A 19131-nucleotide genomic window follows, 5' to 3' on the forward strand; every position below is an offset into this window, starting at 1 on the left:
TGAATTTGTGACAAGCAAACGTTATATGCATCATTATAACTTCCCATCATACTCAGTGGGTGAGACAAAGCCTTCAAGAGGTCCGGGCCGTCGTGAGATCGGTCATGGTGCATTGGCTGAGAGAGCATTAGTGCCTGTTCTTCCTTCAGAAGAAGAGTTCCCATATGCTATTCGTACAGTATCTGAGACATTTGAATCCAATGGTTCTACATCACAGGCTTCCATCTGTGCATCCACTATGTCTCTGATGGCTGCCGGTGTTCCGATTAAGAAACCTGTTGCAGGTATCTCCTGTGGTCTTGTAACTGGCGATACAGATGATGATTATCTTGTACTCACAGATATTCAGGGCCTTGAAGATTTCTTCGGTGATATGGACTTCAAAGTAGCCGGTACACACGATGGCATCACAGCAATCCAGATGGATATCAAGATTCATGGTCTGACACGTCCGATTGTTGAAGAGGCAATCAGAAGAACAAAGCAGGCAAGAGAGTACATTCTTACTGAGATTATCGAACCTTGCATCTCTGAACCGCGTAAGGAAGTCGGCGAATTCGCTCCGAAGATCCAGCAGATCAAGATCGATCCTTCCAAGATTGGTGATGTTGTAGGTCAGAAGGGGAAAGTCATCAACCAGATCATCGACGAAACAGGTGTGAAGATCGATATCACAGATGATGGTGCTGTATCTATCTGTGGCGTAGACAAAGTCGGCATTCAGAAAGCAATCGATATGATCACAATGATCGTATCTGATTTCGAAGAAGGTCGTATCTACACAGGTAAGGTTGTCAGCATCAAGGAATTCGGTGCATTCCTTGAATTTGCACCTGGCAAAGAGGGTATGGTTCATATCTCCAAGCTTGACAAAAAGCGCGTAAATCACGTAGAAGATGTACTGACACTTGGTGATGTCATCAAAGTTAAATGCATGGGTAAAGACAAGATGGGACGTATCAGCTTCAGTAAGAAAGATGCAGAATAATCAGCAGATACAGATGTTTATAAAAGCATATAAATGATCAATAAATAGAGGATATCATTTTGCGGAGATAAAAATCCACAGAATGGTATCCTTTTGTTGTTTTAAGGGTGCAGGGTGTGGTAAGATATAATTAACAGTAAGCTATGCATGCTGAATGCCTGATGACTATGAAAGAACAGGACTTTTACAGGCAGTGCGGTCAATAAAGCAATAAAAAATGCAACAGCCAAGTTAGGAAGTGGGGGAGAGGAATAAGATATGAAAGTAAAGATATGCCCATTATGTGATAGTGAGATGAAGAAAGCCCATTACTGCGATACCTGTCATTCTTTTATATGGCGTCCGGAGATCCTGGATGTTCATTACAATGCGCAGCAGAGAGGAATGGGAGAGGAAGATTGTGCTTATGGTGTGAGCCATGATCAGAAGGATCACAGGAATGACATCTATGGAAGGTTTTCGGATGCGCTGAAGAAAGAAGACAAGAAGCAGAAAAATCGGAAGAAGGCTACATCCCATGAGGAAGTCTATGGCAGCAGTATACAGAAAAAGGCCGGCAGATCTTATAGAACCGACAGGTCAGGCACGGACATGGAAGCTAAACGGCGCAAGGCCGGAGGCTGTCTGGGGAAGGTTGTATTGGCGATCATTATTTTGAATGCATTGTTAGGTGTTGCCGGAAGTCACCTTATTCATTATTTTACAAATGGTGATTTTCAATATGTGATTGAAGATTTGATGGATGAATTGGGGGTTGACGATGCAGATGAAATTATTGGTTCTGATACATCGTCAGAGGAATATTACAGAGAACTTTCAGAACAGGAAGTTTCTGCGTATCCGGATGGATGCAATGGTTATGGACATTTTGATGTGACAGATGAAGACATGGGGGCATTGATTGAAGCCTGGACCAGAACAGAATATGGAAGAGATATATCAGGAGATGATTCGTCATCGGAAGATAACTATATTTATACATATGATGGGGAGACAACGTCTTATCTACAGAAAACAACCTATTATAATGTTGACGGGGAATATAATGACTATGTGATAATTTACAGTGACAGTGCAACCGGTAAAATTCATTCGGTGACAGCATCTATGGAAGATACCGAAAGGATAAAATCATTTCTCAAAATGGTGGTTCAGAAACTCGATTCGAAGGCGGATTGGAGCGGAAAAGAACTGGAGCGGCAGTGTGACAATTTTCTTAAACAGATGGACAGTGGGGATGGCAGCGTGGATATCGACAACATGGTGATCAATGGTTCGAAATACAGTGATGGTGAGATATGGCTAAGTATAGATTGTACGGATTTTTAAGCGATTGTGTGAAAAAATAAACAACATAGGCAGGTTATAATCTTGACGATTTATACAACTTGTATTAAAATAGATGGTGAAGAATGACTACCTGTCAATAAAGTGTTTATTGATATGGTCATATATAGAAAGGAGAAAAATATCATGGCAAAAGTTATGAAAACTATGGATGGTAACACAGCTGCTGCTTGGACTTCTTATGCGTTCACAGAAGTTGCTGGTATCTTCCCGATCACACCATCCTCACCTATGGCAGAAGTAACTGACGATTGGGCAGCCAACGGCAGAAAGAACATCTTCGGTCAGACTGTTGATGTAGTAGAAATGGAATCTGAGGCAGGTGCTTCAGGTACAGTTCATGGTTCTATTTCTTCAGGTGCATTAACAACTACTTATACAGCTTCCCAGGGCTTATTACTTATGATCCCTAACATGTATAAGATCGCAGGTGAATTATTGCCTTGTGTATTCCATGTAAGTGCCAGAGCATTAGCTTATCATGCATTAAACATCTTCGGCGATCACTCTGACGTTATGGCATGTCGTCAGACAGGTTTCGCAATGCTCTGTTCTAACTCCGTTCAGGAAGTTATGGACTTGGCTGCAGTTGCTCATCTTGCTACAATCAAAGGCAGAGTTCCATTCCTTCATTTCTTTGATGGCTTCAGAACATCTCATGAGATTCAGAAAGTTGAATGTACAGATTACGATGAATTAGCTAAATTAGTAGATTACGATGCACTGGCAGAGTTCAGAAAATCCGCTCTGAACCCAGAACATCCAGTTATGAGAGGTACAGCTCAGAACCCAGATGTTTACTTCCAGGGTCGTGAAGCAAGCAACAAGTTCTACGATGCACTTCCAGAAATCGTAGAAGAATACATGGCTAAAGTCAGCGAGATGACAGGTCGTGAATACAAGCTGTTCAACTACTATGGTGCTCCAGATGCTGATCGTGTTATCATCGCTATGGGTTCTATGTGTGAAGCAGCTGAAGAAGTTATCGATTACCTGACAGCTAAAGGCGAAAAAGTTGGTATCGTTAAAGTACATCTGTACAGACCTTTCAGAGCAGACAAACTGTTCGAAGCTATTCCTGCAACAGTTAAGAAGATTGCTGTTATGGATAGAGTTAAGGAAGTTACAGGTTACGGCGAACCATTATATGTTGATGTCTGTGCAGCAGCATTCAAAGAAGGCAAGACATATGATATCGTTGGCGGTCGTTACGGCCTTGGTTCTAAGGACGTTACTCCAGGTTCCATCATCTCTATCTATGAGAACCTGAAAGCAGATCAGCCAAAGAACAACTTCACAATCGGTATCGTTGATGATGTTACAGGTCATTCCTTACCAATCATCCCTGAAGTTGACGTTGCTCCAGCTGGTACAACAAGCTGTAAGTTCTGGGGTCTTGGTTCTGATGGTACTGTAGGTGCTAACAAGAACTCTATCAAGATCATCGGTGACCATACAGATATGTATGCTCAGGCATATTTCCACTATGATTCCAAGAAGTCCGGTGGTGTTACACAGTCACATCTTCGTTTCGGTAAGACACCTATCCGTTCTACATACCTTGTTAAGACAGCTGACTTTATCGCATGTCATAATCAGGCTTATATCCATATGTATGATATCCTTGGCGATATTAAAGAAGGTGGTACATTCCTCTTCAATACAGTTTGGTCTCCAGAAGAACTGGATGAAAAACTGCCATCCAAGGTTAAACATCAATTAGCTCAGAAACACGTTAAGTTCTACATCATCAACGCAGAAGATGTTGATAAAGAACTTAAGTTAAATGGTAAGACAAATGCCGTTCTTCAGGCTGCATTCTTCAAACTGGCTAACATCATTCCTATCGATACAGCTGTTAAGTATATGAAGGAAATGATCGTTAAGTCCTATGGTAAGAAGGGTGAAGATATTGTTAACAAGAACTTCGCAGCTGTAGATGCTGGTCTTGATAAGATCGTAGAAGTTCCTGTTCCAGAAAGCTGGGCTACATGTCCTGATGACGCTCCTGTTGTTAAGGAAGTTCCAGATTTCGTAAGAGACGTTGTAATGCCAATGAACGCTTGCGACGGCGATGCTTTACCAGTATCTGCTTTCAACGGCAGAGAAGATGGTCACTTCCCTCTGGGAACAGCTGCATACGAAAAACGTGGTGTTGCTGTCAGCGTACCTGTATGGGATGCTGCTAAGTGTATCCAGTGTAACCAGTGTTCATATGTTTGCCCTCATGCAACAATCAGACCTGTTCTGTTAACAGATGAAGAAGCAGCTGCAGCTCCAGCTAACTTCGGTGCTGTTCCAGGCAAGGCTAACCTTGCAGGCAAATATCAGTTCAAGATGCAGGTATCTCCTCTTGACTGTCTGGGTTGCGGCAGCTGTGTAAACATCTGTCCTACAAAGGCTCTTGAGATGGTTCCACTTGGAACACAGCTCGATGAAGCTCCTAACTGGGAATATGCAGTAGCTCTTCCACAGAAAGAGAACCCAATGGACAAATACACAGTTAAGGGTTCACAGTTTGAAAAACCATTACTTGAGTTCTCAGGCGCATGTGCAGGTTGTGGTGAAACACCTTACATCAAACTTGTAACTCAGTTATTCGGTGATAGAATGTATGTTGCTAATGCAACAGGTTGTACATCTATCTGGGGTGGTTCTGCTCCATCTATGCCATATACAACTAACGAAAAAGGTCAGGGTCCTGCATGGTGTAACTCACTGTTCGAGGATAATGCTGAATTCGGTTTAGGTATGTTCATGGGTCAGAAACATCGTAGAGAAGCATTAGCTAAGAAGATCAAAGGTCTTGTAGATCTTGGTGTTCTTGCTGAAGAAGCACAGGCTTGGTTAGATACTAAGGAAGAAGGCGAAGCTTCTAAGGCTACATCTGCAGCTCTGTTAGCAGCAGCTAAGGCTTACGCTGGTGACAATGCAGAAGCTAAAGCAATCTGTGATGCTATCGTTGAAGGCTATGACCTCTTAGTTAAGAAGTCACAGTGGATCTTCGGTGGTGACGGCTGGGCTTACGATATCGGTTACGGCGGTCTTGATCACGTACTTGCTTCCAACGAAGACGTTAACGTATTCGTTGTAGATACAGAAGTTTACTCCAATACTGGTGGTCAGGCTTCCAAGTCTACTCCTGTAGGTGCAGTTGCTAAATTCGCTGCTTCAGGTAAGAAGACAAAGAAGAAAGACCTTGGTATGATGGCTGCTTCTTACGGTTATGTATACGTAGCACAGGTTGCTATGGGCGCTAACATGAACCAGTTCATCAAAGCTCTTAAAGAAGCTGAAGCTTATCATGGTCCATCACTCATCATCGCTTACGCTCCATGTATCAACCATGGTATCAAGGGCGGTATGAAGGGTGCTCAGACAAGAATTAAAGAAGCTGTAGAGTGCGGTTACTGGTCATGTTGGAGATTCAACCCAGAACTTAAGGCTCAGGGCAAGAATCCATTCATCCTTGATTCTACTAAAGAACCTAAGGGCGACTTCAGAGCATTCATCATGAACGAAGTTCGTTATGCATCCCTGAAGAAAGGCTTCCCAGAAACAGCAGAAGCTCTGTACGCTAAGACAGAAGCAGATGCTAAAGACAGACTCGCTGGCTACATCAAGAAAGCAGCTGAATAATTCATCGTTAGATAATTTTTCAGAGTCAATGAATATACAGGCTCCGGTGCTTAGGCACCGGGGCCTTTTTCATGCAATAGGAAATTCCGAGGAATTTTCTATTGCATAAAAATGAAAAATAAATTCTTTACGTGCAAAGGCAGGATATAGTATAATCGGTATATTAAATAAATGAAATTATACTGGAAAGAGTGAAGAAATGGTTAAGACCTTTTATTTAAGTAATGGACTGAAGGTTGCAATGGAATATATGCCACAGTATCGTTCCGTATCCATGGGTGTTTGGGTGAAAGCCGGCTCGGTCAATGAGAATAAGCAGACCAATGGCATGGCACATGTGATTGAACATATGTTGTTTAAAGGAACGGAGAAGCGAACTGCCAGAGAATTGGCAGATGCCATGACAGAAATCGGCGGGAATATGGATGCCTATACGACGAAAGAATATACATGCTTTTACACGAAGACGCTGTATGAGCATCTTTTTTATGCCATAGATATTCTTGGGGATATGTTATCTAATTCCAAAATAGACGAGAATGATCTGAAAAAAGAACTGGGGGTTATTGCCGAGGAAATCGATATGTATGATGATTCCCCGGAAGATATTGTCCATGAACGGCTGCAGGAAGTAATCTGGAGAGAACATTCGCTTGGGTATCTGATTTCAGGGGATAAGCAGACAGTACTTGGCTTTAAGAGACAGGATGTGCTGGATTTTATGAAGCAATATTATACTGCTGATCGAATGACAATCGCTATATCCGGCTATTTTGAGGAAGCAAGAGTCCTTGAAGCACTGGAGAATTGTTTTGGAGGCATTGCGCCGGGGGATAAAGTCTCGCTTTTGGAAGCCAATGTGCGGATTGCAAAGGCAAAATACTATCCATCCCTCTATATGCAGCATAAGGATGTGGAACAGGTGCATATGATTATAGCCTTTGAATCTCTGGATTATTATGATCCGGAGAGATACATACTCAGTGTTGTCAACAGTCTGCTGGGCGGTAATGTGAACTCAAGACTTTTTCAGACAATTCGTGAAGAAATGGGATTAAGCTATGCCATTTATTCTTATGGCAGTTCCTATGAAAAAGGCGGACTTTTTCATATTTATGCGGCGGTTCATCCGAATCAGGTCAGGCCGGTATTGAAAGCGGTTGTGGATATTATTCAGAAGTTGAAAAAAGAGCTGGTATCTGATCGGGAGCTGTATATTGTGAAGGAATCCGTGAAAACAGACCTGATTATATCGGATGAGAGCACGTACAATAGAATCAGCAATTACGGTAAATCCTATATTCATGGGGAAACGATAGAGACTGTGGAAGAAGCGGCAGAAAAGATAGGGCAGGTAACGGTTGAAGAAGTACGGGCCTTTGTTTATAAACATTTTGATCTGAGTCAGATGAGCCTTTCATTGGTGGGAGATTTGAAAAAATTGCCGAGAGAAGAAATGGAAGAACTCTGGATGACATACAGAACGGAGAAAGCATGAGAATTACATTAGTAACAGTCGGTAAAATCAAAGAAAAATTTTTTGTACAGGCCATTGCAGAATATAGTAAGCGGTTAAGCCGTTATTGTAAATTAGAAATCATCGAAGTGGCTGATGAGAAGACACCGGACAAAGCCAGTGAAGCCCTGGAACTGCAGATTAAGGAAAAAGAGGGTGAACGTATCTTAAAGTCGATTAAAGACGATAGTTATGTGATCGCTCTGGCCATTGAAGGGAAAATGCGCAGTTCCGAGGAACTGGCGGCGAGAATTGAGAAGCTTGGAATCGGCGGTGAAAGTCATTTGACTTTTGTCATCGGCGGTTCTCTTGGTTTGGCTCCGGCAGTTTTAAACCGTGCCGATGAAAAACTTAGTTTTTCACCAATGACATTTCCGCATCAGCTGATGCGTGTCATTTTGCTGGAGCAGATTTATCGGAGCTATCGAATTATTAATCATGAACCTTACCATAAATAAAATAACAAGACATGATTTAGGCCATCATTCATAGAATAGATAAAAAATGGATGGTGCCGGTCATGTCAGTAAAAAGAGAACTGATTAAAGGAACTCTGATATTAACAGCAGCCGGGTTTGCAGCCCGGCTGCTTGGCTTTTTTAACAGGGTTTATCTGGCAAATTTGATATCCAATGCAGAACTGGGGCGTTATCAGCTGATATTTCCGATTTTTATGTTTTGTATGGCAGTCAGCTGCGCGGGGATACAGGTGGCCGTGTCGAAAATGGTGGCGGCTTATCACGGCACAGGCAAGAAAAAGGCAATCAGACAGACAATAAAATCGGCTGGGATTATGTCGCTGATTGTAGCATTACTGATCAGCGGCTGTGTTATTGCTTTTTCTGAGCCTATCAGTCGGTGGATTTTAAAGGATATCAGTTGTCGGGAATATCTGGTGATTATGGCAATTGCCATTCCTTTTGCAGCAGTACATACTTGTGTCGGCGGTTATTTTTATGGTATCAGACATACTGCAGTTCCGGCAGTGACGCAGCTTTTAGAGCAGGTTGTCAGAGTTGTGACCATTTATCTACTGGGTGCAATGATGTACCAAAAGGGAAAAATGGATGCTTCTGTTGCGGTCTGGGGATTGGCAGCGGGGGAAATATTTTCCTGCTTTTTAACTTGGATTTGTTATCGATTTAGTATTCGAAGTCAAAATGGGGGATCAGGGAGCGGGGAGCCGATCAGAAAAATCCTCCGACAATTGTGGCAGTATGGCGGTCTTCTGACAGCTAACAGAGTATCAGTGACATTACTGCAAAGTACAGAAATGATTCTGATGCCTGTGATGCTGGCAAAATATTATGGAGATACAGAAAGTGCACTGTCTGTGTTTGGCATTGTTACGGGCATTGTGCTGCCGGTTATTCTGTTTCCAAATACAGTGACCAATGCAATGGCATCACTTTTGCTGCCGGCAGTAGCGGAGGCAGAGGAAGTTCATGATTACCGGGCAGTGTCGGGAGCAATTAAGAAAAGCCTGGAATATTGTCTGCTTCTGGGGCTTTTTTCAGGGTTAGTTTTTGGGGGCTGCGGTAATCAGATTGGCAGTCTGCTTTTTAACGATATTGAGGCAGGGGGATACATACAGTCTTTTGCGATTCTCTGTCCGCTTATGTACATTCAGTCTTTGTTAGCAGGTGCGCTAAATGGGCTTGGAAAAATGAACGAAACATTGCTGCATCATGTGATTGCTTCGGGTATCCGGTTGTTCGGTGTGGTTGTCATGATGCCCAAAATGGGGATTTATGGTTATATTGCAGGTGTATTTTGGGCCAATGCAGCAGTAACGGTTATCGCCGCGGTTCGTCTGTATCAGATTGTGGGAAGAATAAGTAGTGCAAAAAGAGATTGATTTTTATGATATCTGTGTTACAATATGTATAACAGATGGACAATGTTTGATGCCAGACAAAAGGTGCAGGAGATGCTGTCCGTCCTTCAGGACTCACAGATGAGGCCTGAACAGAATATAATATAATCATAAGAGAAGGTGAGCATATGATACTGGAGATAGATTTTAACAGTGATGAAGCCTTGTATATACAGCTGCGTAATCAGATCGTCATCGGTATCGCCACGTCTCAGCTTTCGGCGGGGGATTCGCTGCCGTCGGTGAGACAACTGGCTGACCGTGTGGGTATCAACATGCATACAGTGAATAAGGCATATACGGTATTGAGACAGGAAGGCTATGTGAAGCTGGACCGGAGGAAAGGTGCTGTTATAGCCATAGACTGCAATAAGGCATCGGCGCGCAATAAATTGCTCAGAGATCTGCAGGTGATGCTGGCAGGTGCCATGTGCAAGGGAATTACAAGAGATGAAGTGCATGAGATGATCGATATGATCTATGATTATTATGAACAGCCGGCGAATTATCCGGAGGAGGGATAGCGTATGCTTTGTGATGGATGTCATGAGAACGAGGCGATCGTTTTTTATACAGAGATTATTAATGGCGAGAAGAAGGAACTACATTTGTGTGAGGCCTGTGCGGCCAAGGAGACCGGCATGGATCATTCATTTGTTTCTTTGACGGATACATCATTTTTGGCGAATTTACTGGCAAGTGTCCTTGGAAAGCGCCAGGAGACAGATGATGAAGAGAATCTGAAGAAGACGAATCTTGTTTGTCCGTCCTGCCATATGACATATAATGAATTTTTGAAATATGGTACCTTTGGGTGTCCGGATTGTTATAAGACATTCAACTTTGTATTGGATGGTTATCTGAAGAAGATACAGGGCAATTGTGAACATACAGGTAAGGAACCGCTTTATGGCGGGGAGACGGTACATATCCCGTCGATCACAGCAGATGCTGATCACGCTGAGATGAAGGATGTTGAACAGGACATCGCATTTACAGTAGATGCCGGTTCAACAGAGGAAGAACTCCGGGCGGCATTGAAGCGGGCTGTGGCGAAGGAAGAATATGAAGAGGCGGCCAGAATCCGTGATATAATCAGAGCCGGCAGAAAAGAGGCGGATGAACATGCGTAAATGGTATGAAATGGAAGCGTGCAATCAGGGACCGATTATAGGCGGTCAGGTATACCTGGTCCGCAATATTATGGGGTATCCTTTTGAAGCGAAGATGAACGAGGAAGAACAGAATGCCCTGATGGCAGCCGTGTGTTATGCGGTACGTCAATCAGAAGAGGTTCTTCAGAAGAAGTTTGTGTTTATTAACTTTTCTGAGGTCAGAGATTACGAGCAGCAGGCATTGATCGGGAAATTGGCCATTCCGCCGCAGATGTTTGAAAAGGGCCATGAAGCGGGAATCCTTATATCAGAGGATGAATCCATTTCGGTACTTGTCAATGGCAAGGAACATCTTTGTATACAGGTATCCTGTCCAGGCAATCATATACAGGAAGCCATGGCACTGGCGGGGCAGGTGGATGATTGTCTGAATCAGTATTTGAAATATGCCTTCAGTAAGAAGTATGGCTATCTGACTTCCAGTCCACTTTATATGGGAACAGGAATGTCTGCATCATATCTGCTGCATCTGCCGTATCTGGAGAAGAAATCCGTGATGCATCAGATAGAGAAACAGATCAGTCAGTATGGATTTACACTGAGACCGCATTTTGATGGGCAGACAGAGGCACCGGGCAGTGTTTACAGGATGCGCAACAGAAAGACTCTGGGCCTTTCTGAAAGCGAGATCACTTCTGCACTGGAACATCTGGCGGGGCAGTTGGCGGAGCAGGAGGAGGCACTTGCCAGACAGTGTTTCAACGAGGACCGTCTGAGTCAGGTGGATCCCATGTATCGTGCCTATGGTTTGATCAAGTATGCCAGAAAGCTTGGATATGATGAGACCATGGCCTGTCTGTCGCTACTCCATGCCGGTGATCTGTATCATATTTGGCCGGAACAGGCAGAGATATGCCCTTTTGCTGTTATGCTGAATATGGCGGATGCTGTTTTGTCAGCAAGTGCTGAGAAGAATATCAGCAGCAGTGAGCGCGGGAGGGTCCGGGCAGATTATATTCGGAGGAATTTGCCGGTGCTTGATGCATCAGAAGCAGTTTCTTCTTAGTGAGAGATAAAATGTACAACAGGAGGCTTTTATTTTTATGCAATATAGATTTACACAAATGGCAGCCAATGTGATGCATTATTCAAAGGAGGTTGCATCAGAACTGAATCACAGTTATATCGGAACAGAACATATTCTGATTGGATTGCTGCGAGAGAAAGAGGGACTGGCATGCCAGGTGCTGGAAGATCATGATGTGACAGAGGAGAAGGTATTGCACATGGTCAGTCAGCTGATTCAGGGCAGTCAGACAATGGTGGCAGAGCCGGAAGAATACACACCGCGAAGCCGCCGTATTCTGGAGATCGCTAACCGTGAAGCCATGCGGTTCAGAGCTTCGGCCATAGGAACGGAACATCTTTTGATTGCCATATTAAGAGAAACAGATTGTGTTGCGGCACAGCTGTTATATTCCCTTGGTGTGCAGGCCCAGAAGGTTTATCAGGATATTGTACTTGGTATCGGTATGGATGCCAGGGCAGCGAAGGCAGATATGCCGTCGGCCAAGGGCAAGTCGCGGAGAAAGAATGAACCTTTAATGGTTGATCAGTACAGCAGAGATCTGACGGCCTATGCCAGAGAGGGCAAACTGGATCCGGTGATTGGACGTCATGATGAGATTCAGCGGGTGATTCAGATACTTTCCAGAAGAACGAAGAACAATCCTTGCCTGATTGGTGAGCCTGGTGTTGGCAAAACCGCTGTTGCGGAAGGACTGGCACAGAAGATTATCAGCGGCAATGTACCTGAGACAATCAAGGACAAGCGGGTTCTGACACTGGATATTTCCGGCATGGTGGCCGGTTCAAAGTACCGGGGTGAATTTGAAGAGCGCATTAAACGCGTGATCAATGAAGTCAAAGAAGATGGCAATATTTTGCTTTTCATCGACGAAATTCACACGATTATCGGTGCCGGCGGTGCGGAAGGTGCCATTGATGCGGCCAATATCCTGAAACCGTCACTGGCCAGAGGTGAACTGCAGATTATCGGTGCCACGACCATTGAAGAATATAGGAAGCATATTGAGAAGGATGCGGCCCTTGAACGTCGTTTTCAGCCGGTAATGGTGGAGGAACCATCTGAGGAGGAAGCCATTGAGATTCTGATCGGTCTGAAGGGGGCGTATGAGAATCATCATCACGTGACCATTACAGATGAGGCTCTGGAGGCAGCTGTTCATTTGTCTGCAAGGTATATCAATGATCGTTTTCTTCCGGATAAGGCCATTGATCTGATCGATGAAGCGTGCTCCAAGGTAAGACTGAGCTCTTACACATCATCCCCAAAAGTAAAAGAATTAGAGAAAAAGGTAGCGGAACTTGAGGAAGAGAAAGAGCAGGCTATTAAGGATGAAGCCTATGAACGGGCCAGTGAGATCAAGAAGATGCAGAAGGAATTAAATGATGAGATGATCCGCCTTAACAGCGAGTGGGAAAAGGTTCGCAGCAGCGAGCAGTTGATCGTTGGAGAGAACGAAGTAGCAGACATTGTGGCCAGTTGGACCAAAATCCCGGTCAGAAAGCTTGAAGAAGAAGAGTCAGAACGCCTGAGAAAACTTGAATCGATTCTGCATGAACGTGTGATCGGTCAGGAGGAAGCCGTAAGTGCAGTGGCCAAAGCCATCCGACGTGGCAGAGTCGGTCTGAAAGATCCGAAGCGCCCGATTGGTTCATTCTTGTTCCTGGGACCTACAGGTGTCGGCAAAACGGAATTGTCCAAGGCGCTGGCAGAGGCAATGTTCGGCAAGGAGGATGCCATGATTCGGGTTGATATGTCAGAATACATGGAGAAACACAGTGTGTCTAAACTTATTGGATCACCTCCGGGATACGTCGGCTATGATGAGGGAGGACAGCTCAGTGAGAAGATCAGACGGAATCCTTACTCGGTTTTACTGTTTGATGAGATTGAGAAGGCACACCCGGATATTTTCAATATTCTTCTGCAAGTTCTCGATGACGGTCATATTACAGATTCTCAGGGAAGAAAAATTGATTTCAAGAATACAGTGATCATCATGACTTCAAATGCCGGAGCAGCCAATATTGTCACACCGAAGAAACTGGGATTTTCAGTGGGTGATACACATGAAGCAGATTATCAGAAGATGAAAGCCGGTGTCATGGATGAAGTGAAACACCTTTTTAAACCGGAGTTTTTAAATCGTATCGATGAGACGATTGTTTTCCATCCGCTGACGAAGGAGAATGTCAAGGATATAGCAGATATTATGCTGAAGACAATCAGCAAAAGAATTAAGGAGCAGCTGGGGATTGAAACGGTGGTTTCTGAAGCTGTCCGCGATCATCTGGCAGAAAAAGGGTTTGATGAGAATTATGGTGCACGTCCGCTCAGAAGGGTGATCCAGAATGAGATTGAAGATGCCATGGCAGAAGAATATCTGGATGGCAAGTTTGTCCAGGGAGATACCGTTGCACTTGAAATGAATGAAAATCATATTAAATTTGTTAGAAAATAATAAAGACTCTGGTCATGCGGCCTATTTTCATGTATAATAGGATGGCAGGCAGTTTTACCTGAATTATGAACAAGTGATAAACATACACAGAGATGTATGTGACTGGAGGATAAGGACATGACAGTTGTTGAAGAATTAATTCGTGTTGAGAACGAAAATGGCTTAAGCTTTGGTGATTATACACTGAATGCCAAGAAGAAGGTCTCTGATTTCGAGTTTCATGGTGATATGTACAAGGTGAAGACATACCGTGACATTACGAAGCTTGAGAAGAACGAATTATTTGTATATGAATCTGTACCGGGAACATCTGTATTCGATTTCGAAGAAACGGATGTCAGAACGGAATTTGAAGTCGAAGGCTTTGAAGATACGCAGATTACACTGGAACTGGAAGCTGAACAGGAATATGAAGTTTTTGTGGATGATGTGAATATCGGACGCATGACAACGAATCTTGGTGGCAAGCTTGTATTGAGTGTTGAACTGGGATCTGCACAGAAGCATGTGAAGGTTGTCAGAGTGTAGATAGCGGAGAGAAGGAAGATTCTTCGCAATAGACCATTCATTAAGTGAACAAAAGATACTGCAGATGACACAATGCGTGAAATTGCAGTATCTTTTCGTTTTTTGAGATGATAGAGACTCAGAATGGGTTGTGAGTACAGAAAGTTTTGGATAAGAAGTAGGGTTATAGGAAGCGGGAGTAGTTAAATGGCTAAGAGCAAGAATATATTTTTTTGTCAGGAATGCGGATACGAATCAGCTAAATGGCTGGGACAGTGTCCCGCCTGCAAAGCATGGAATACCTTTGTTGAGGAACCAACCATTGGAAAGGGGAGTACGGCTTCCGGCGGTATTAGATATCAGGCAAAAGCTTCCGAACCGGTGCTGCTGTCATCGGTTCATTCAAGTGATGAGAAGCGCAGACCAACAGGAATTTCGGAATTTGACAGAGTCCTTGGTGGTGGTATTGTGCCGGGATCCCTTGTGTTAGTCGGCGGTGATCCGGGTATCGGCAAATCCACATTATTGCTTCAGATGAGCAGATGTCTGTCAGAACAGAGCTGTCGGACAGTTTATGTGTCAGGAGAGGAATCACTGCAGCAGATCAGGCTGCGTGCAGATCGTCTAGGGGTGTTTAAGAATGATCTGGCGATGCTGTGTGAGACGAATCTGGATGTGATACAGGAGACGATTCTGAAGTATAAACCAGAAGTGGTGATCATCGACTCCATTCAGACAATGTATCGTGAAGCTATCAGTTCCGGAGCCGGAAGTGTCAGCCAGGTCAGAGAAGCTACCAGTGTACTGATGCAGCTTGCTAAGCGGGAGAATATTGCGATTTTTATTGTCGGACATGTGACAAAGGAAGGGGTGGTTGCAGGACCGCGTGTGCTTGAACATATGGTGGATACGGTTCTGTATTTTGAAGGTGACCGACATGCTTCATATCGACTGCTTCGGGCTGTGAAGAATCGATTTGGCTCTACCAATGAGATTGGTGTATTTGAGATGTGCAGTGAGGGATTGACAGAAGTGAAGAATCCGTCGGAATTTATGCTCAGCGGTCGACCGGAAGGTACAGCAGGGTCGGTTGTGGCGTGTGCCATGGAAGGTACAAGACCGCTGATGCTGGAGGTGCAGGCTCTTGTCTGTCAGACGAATTTTCAGATTCCGAGGCGTACAGCTGCTGGTACGGACTATAACAGAGTGAATCTTTTGCTGGCAGTGTTGGAGAAACGTTTGGGACTCAAACTGGCCGGCTGTGATGCCTATATCAATCTGGCCGGCGGCATGCGTCTGAATGAACCGGCCATTGATTTGGCGATTGTAGCAGCTGTTATCTCCAGTTATCGCAATGCAGCCGTTGAATCGGATACGATGATTTTTGGTGAAGTGGGATTGACAGGAGAGGTAAGAGCTGTCAGTCAGGCAGAACAAAGAGTACGGGAAGCAGAGAAACTGGGATTTAAAGTATGCTGCATTCCTCAGAGTAATATGAAGTACATCAGGAGCAATACCGGTATTCGGGTTATTGGCATTAGAAATGTCAAGGATTTATATGATTTTATATGCACAGGCAGGGTATCAGAATAGATTTTGAAGATATGGACAGTGAAGATGTCTATGACGTTTTTCTTGTGTTTATGTCGGAGTATTTGTATAATTAATATAAAGAAATTCAGTAAGAATTTCCAGATTATTTTGGAGGATAAACCAATGATGAATTATTGTATGGAGTGTGGTACAAAGCTTGAATTACGCCACCTTGAGAATGAAGGGGAGATCCCTTTCTGCAGTCAATGTAACCAGTTTCGTTTTCCGATTTTCAATACGGCAGTCAGTATGATCTGCATAGATGTGAAGAATCAGAAGATTTTATTGATTAAGCAGTATGGCAGACCGGATTACATTCTTGTAGCAGGTTATATTTCACGCGGGGAAGATGCTGAGGCAGCGGTGAAGAGAGAAGTATTTGAAGAAACAGGTATGACGGTGGATCGTTTGCAATTCAATAAGACTTCTTTCTTTGAACCATCTAATACACTGATGGTGAATTTTGCATGTATGATCGAGCATCCGGAAGATTTGAAGGTCAATGAAGAAGTAGACAATTTCAAGTGGTTTACATTTGATGAAGCAAGAGCCAATATCAAGAAGAATTCACTGGCAGAGAGATTTTTGCTTCATTATCTGGATCATTTAGTAAAATAAAACGGGGAGTGGGGACAGATGATAAAACATATTTGGGCGGTTTATTTCAGTCCGTCGGGAAAGACGGAGCAGGTAACGATGGCAGTAGCTGAAGGTGCAGCAGGGGTGCTGAAGAGTGGCGAGATTCATGCGTGTGATTTTACGCTTCCGGACAAGAGAGAGCATCCGTTTTGCTTTGGGGAGGAAGATTTGGTTATTTTGGGATGTCCGACGTATGCTGGACGAATTCCAAACAAAATCATGCCTTTTATTCGGGACAGAATTTGCGGACATGGCACTTCAGCTGCGATTGTGATGACTTACGGCGGCAGGAGTATTGATCATTCCGTCATGGAGGCCTATCTGCTGCTGCAGGAGAATGGTTTTAAGGTATATGGCGCGGGAAGTGCTGTGACTCGGCATGTCATGTCGGATATTTTATCGGCAGGCAGACCGGGAACAGAAGATTTGAAGGCAGCCGGACAGTTTGGCGCGGATGTGGTCCATAAGATCATGACACAACCGGAGAACTATAATGATCTTAGACTTCCGGGAAGCAACCCGGTTGGGCATTATTATAAGCCCCTTGAGGCAGATGGTACACCGGCCAACTTCTTGAAAGCAAAGCCAAAAGTACATAATGAGATATGTACGCGTTGCAAGATATGTGCTGAAGTCTGTCCAATGGGAAGCATTTCAAGAGAGAATGTTGAAGAAGTGACGGGAGTTTGTATCAAATGTCACGCCTGTGTCCGCAAATGTCCAACAGGAGCAAGATTCTTTGATGATCCATCGCTGATCAGTCATATCAGAATGCTGGAAGAGAATTTTGCTGGACAACCTAAGGATAATAATTGGTATTTGTAGAATTTAGAATACATAGATTTTAGAATAGGTACGGGTCGAAGAAATGAATGAAATAGCAAAGAGAATTTTAAAAACAGCAGGTATAATCTTGCTGGCAGTAATTCTTATTTTAGTGATTTATCTGCTTTATCTTGTTATAAGCTATCACAGAATTGAGGATAATCTGGCTTTACAGGTGGAGACTTCAGATGAAGGTGGGCAGCAGGAGACGAAGAATCTGACAACCGGAGAGCAGTACAGTGCCTTAACTTACAATATCGGTTTTGGTGCATATACACCGGATTTTAGCTTTTTTATGGATGGTGGAAAATCATCCTGGGCCAAAAGCAAAGACAGTGTTTTAGATACTGTTCAGGGAGCAGGTGATCTGGCAGCATCTTTGAATCCGGATTTTGCGATGATTGAGGAAATCGATCTGGATTCTACAAGGAGCTATCATGTGAATGAATATGATATACTGAGGAATTGCTTTCCGAACGATTACTATGTATTTGCGCAGAATTATGATTCGGCATTTCTTTTTTATCCGTTTACACAGCCGCATGGAAGCAGCAAATCCGGCATCGGATTGTTTTCAAAGTATCCGGTGACATCCGCTTTGAGAAGAAGCTTGCCGATATCGACATCCTTCAGCAAATTCTTAGATCTGGACAGATGTTACAGTATTTCAAGGGTGCCGGTAGACAATGGCAAGGAACTTGTTGTTTTTGCCTTACATATGTCAGCATACGGCAACAGTGATGCAATTCGCGAAGGACAGATTGCCATGCTCAGTGCGGATATGCAGAAAGAATATGAAGTCGGCAACTATGTATTATGCGGCGGCGATTTTAATCATGATCTGAAGGCTTCTGATGGTGATGAGGAAGAACATGAATCATGGGCGTATCCATTTCCGAGGGAAGCACTTCCGGAGCATTTCTCATTTTGTATTGATGCTTTAAGTGAGGAAGAATGCAATGCTATGTGGAACAGTGCCAGAAATGCAGATATGGCATATGTGCCGGATGTAACATATACCGTCACATTAGATGGTTTTATTGTGTCGGATAATATCGAATGTCTGACATATGAGAATGTGGATACAGGATATAGCTATTCAGACCATGACCCTGTTTACATGGAATTCAAATTAAAATAATACAGAGTTGTACAGCATGAGGCTGATTTTCTTTTTCAAAGTGAAAGATAATCAGTCTTTTGACATTTGACATAATAAATAACTGATTATTGTAAAAAAGAGTTATAAAAAAGAGGTTCATAAGATAACTGATTATTGTAAAAAAGTTGTTGACAGATAATGGAAGAGGTGATATTATATATAAGCTGTCAGCGGGAACAACGCGAAACAGTACAGATTCATAAGTAGTTTGAAAATAACTTATTAGAAAAATTAAAAAAGTTGTTGACAAACACTTGGACATCTGGTAGAATAAACAAGTCGCTTGATGAGCGATGCATGAACTTTGATAACTGAACAACAAAACAATCCCGAAAATTCCTAAAAAGAATTTTTAAGAACACAAACCAAAGTAAAA

Annotated in this window: 15 protein-coding genes; all 15 read left to right on the forward strand. The window is 43.4% G+C overall.

Annotation, left to right across the window (positions count from 1 at the left end; all coding sequences use genetic code 11):
- Positions 1 to 988, forward strand: a 988-nt coding sequence (locus WMO25_RS04510; RefSeq protein WP_349084284.1) for a polyribonucleotide nucleotidyltransferase, incomplete at its 5' end; no start/stop codon positions are given.
- Between the two features lie 258 nt (positions 989 to 1246).
- Positions 1247 to 2317 (forward strand): hypothetical protein, encoded by a 1071-nt coding sequence (locus WMO25_RS04515; RefSeq protein WP_349084285.1) that lies wholly within the window; start codon positions 1247 to 1249, stop codon positions 2315 to 2317.
- Positions 2318 to 2461: 144 nt separating this feature from the next.
- Positions 2462 to 5974 carry a pyruvate:ferredoxin (flavodoxin) oxidoreductase gene (gene nifJ, locus WMO25_RS04520; protein WP_349084286.1) on the forward strand — a complete coding sequence of 1171 codons (3513 nt, stop codon included), beginning with the start codon at positions 2462 to 2464 and terminating at the stop codon, positions 5972 to 5974.
- Between the two features lie 199 nt (positions 5975 to 6173).
- Positions 6174 to 7472: a M16 family metallopeptidase gene (locus WMO25_RS04525; protein WP_349084287.1), complete on the forward strand. Its 1299-nt coding sequence runs from the start codon at positions 6174 to 6176 to the stop codon at positions 7470 to 7472.
- Entirely contained in the window at positions 7469 to 7948 is a 480-nt protein-coding gene (rlmH, locus tag WMO25_RS04530; RefSeq protein ID WP_015515482.1) for a 23S rRNA (pseudouridine(1915)-N(3))-methyltransferase RlmH, read from the forward strand. The genes WMO25_RS04525 and rlmH overlap by 4 nt, the downstream gene beginning before the upstream one ends.
- 62 nt (positions 7949 to 8010) lie before the next feature.
- Complete coding sequence (locus WMO25_RS04535) at positions 8011 to 9348, forward strand: oligosaccharide flippase family protein (protein ID WP_349084289.1); 1338 nt, start codon at positions 8011 to 8013, stop codon at positions 9346 to 9348.
- A gap of 146 nt (positions 9349 to 9494) precedes the next feature.
- Positions 9495 to 9890: a GntR family transcriptional regulator gene (locus WMO25_RS04540; RefSeq protein WP_015515486.1), complete on the forward strand. Its 396-nt coding sequence runs from the start codon at positions 9495 to 9497 to the stop codon at positions 9888 to 9890.
- 3 nt (positions 9891 to 9893) lie between these two features.
- Positions 9894 to 10499, forward strand: a complete 606-nt coding sequence (locus tag WMO25_RS04545; RefSeq protein ID WP_349084290.1) for a UvrB/UvrC motif-containing protein — start codon at positions 9894 to 9896, stop codon at positions 10497 to 10499.
- On the forward strand, positions 10492 to 11547 hold the full coding sequence (locus WMO25_RS04550; protein WP_349084291.1) for a hypothetical protein: 1056 nt from the start codon (positions 10492 to 10494) through the stop codon (positions 11545 to 11547). Before WMO25_RS04545 ends, WMO25_RS04550 begins: the two co-directional genes overlap by 8 nt.
- 37 nt (positions 11548 to 11584) lie before the next feature.
- Positions 11585 to 14029: an ATP-dependent Clp protease ATP-binding subunit gene (locus WMO25_RS04555; RefSeq protein ID WP_349084292.1), complete on the forward strand. Its 2445-nt coding sequence runs from the start codon at positions 11585 to 11587 to the stop codon at positions 14027 to 14029.
- Between the two features lie 117 nt (positions 14030 to 14146).
- Complete coding sequence (locus tag WMO25_RS04560) at positions 14147 to 14557, forward strand: hypothetical protein (RefSeq protein ID WP_015515490.1); 411 nt, start codon at positions 14147 to 14149, stop codon at positions 14555 to 14557.
- A 186-nt stretch (positions 14558 to 14743) separates the two neighbouring features.
- Positions 14744 to 16129 (forward strand): DNA repair protein RadA, encoded by a 1386-nt coding sequence (gene radA, locus WMO25_RS04565; RefSeq protein ID WP_349084293.1) that lies wholly within the window; start codon positions 14744 to 14746, stop codon positions 16127 to 16129.
- Between the two features lie 123 nt (positions 16130 to 16252).
- Positions 16253 to 16747, forward strand: a complete 495-nt coding sequence (locus WMO25_RS04570) for an NAD(+) diphosphatase (protein ID WP_117538534.1) — start codon at positions 16253 to 16255, stop codon at positions 16745 to 16747.
- Positions 16748 to 16765: 18 nt separating this feature from the next.
- Entirely contained in the window at positions 16766 to 17593 is an 828-nt protein-coding gene (locus WMO25_RS04575; protein WP_349084294.1) for a 4Fe-4S binding protein, read from the forward strand.
- 43 nt (positions 17594 to 17636) lie between these two features.
- Positions 17637 to 18734: an endonuclease/exonuclease/phosphatase family protein gene (locus WMO25_RS04580; RefSeq protein WP_349084295.1), complete on the forward strand. Its 1098-nt coding sequence runs from the start codon at positions 17637 to 17639 to the stop codon at positions 18732 to 18734.
- The last annotated feature ends 397 nt before the right edge of the window (positions 18735 to 19131 follow it).

This window comes from Coprococcus intestinihominis (genome assembly GCF_040096555.1).
GTDB lineage: Bacteria > Bacillota > Clostridia > Lachnospirales > Lachnospiraceae > Coprococcus_A > Coprococcus_A intestinihominis.

Bases quoted from the DNA above. Each gene is read 5' to 3' on its own strand.
- WMO25_RS04515 (WP_349084285.1), top strand. From the start codon at position 1,247: ATGAAAGTAAAGATATGCCCATTATGTGATAGTGAGATGAAGAAAGCC.
- nifJ (WP_349084286.1), top strand. From the start codon at position 2,462: ATGGCAAAAGTTATGAAAACTATGGATGGTAACACAGCTGCTGCTTGG.
- WMO25_RS04525 (WP_349084287.1), top strand. From the start codon at position 6,174: ATGGTTAAGACCTTTTATTTAAGTAATGGACTGAAGGTTGCAATGGAA.
- rlmH (WP_015515482.1), top strand. From the start codon at position 7,469: ATGAGAATTACATTAGTAACAGTCGGTAAAATCAAAGAAAAATTTTTT.
- WMO25_RS04535 (WP_349084289.1), top strand. From the start codon at position 8,011: ATGTCAGTAAAAAGAGAACTGATTAAAGGAACTCTGATATTAACAGCA.
- WMO25_RS04540 (WP_015515486.1), top strand. From the start codon at position 9,495: ATGATACTGGAGATAGATTTTAACAGTGATGAAGCCTTGTATATACAG.
- WMO25_RS04545 (WP_349084290.1), top strand. From the start codon at position 9,894: ATGCTTTGTGATGGATGTCATGAGAACGAGGCGATCGTTTTTTATACA.
- WMO25_RS04550 (WP_349084291.1), top strand. From the start codon at position 10,492: ATGCGTAAATGGTATGAAATGGAAGCGTGCAATCAGGGACCGATTATA.
- WMO25_RS04555 (WP_349084292.1), top strand. From the start codon at position 11,585: ATGCAATATAGATTTACACAAATGGCAGCCAATGTGATGCATTATTCA.
- WMO25_RS04560 (WP_015515490.1), top strand. From the start codon at position 14,147: ATGACAGTTGTTGAAGAATTAATTCGTGTTGAGAACGAAAATGGCTTA.
- radA (WP_349084293.1), top strand. From the start codon at position 14,744: ATGGCTAAGAGCAAGAATATATTTTTTTGTCAGGAATGCGGATACGAA.
- WMO25_RS04570 (WP_117538534.1), top strand. From the start codon at position 16,253: ATGATGAATTATTGTATGGAGTGTGGTACAAAGCTTGAATTACGCCAC.
- WMO25_RS04575 (WP_349084294.1), top strand. From the start codon at position 16,766: ATGATAAAACATATTTGGGCGGTTTATTTCAGTCCGTCGGGAAAGACG.
- WMO25_RS04580 (WP_349084295.1), top strand. From the start codon at position 17,637: ATGAATGAAATAGCAAAGAGAATTTTAAAAACAGCAGGTATAATCTTG.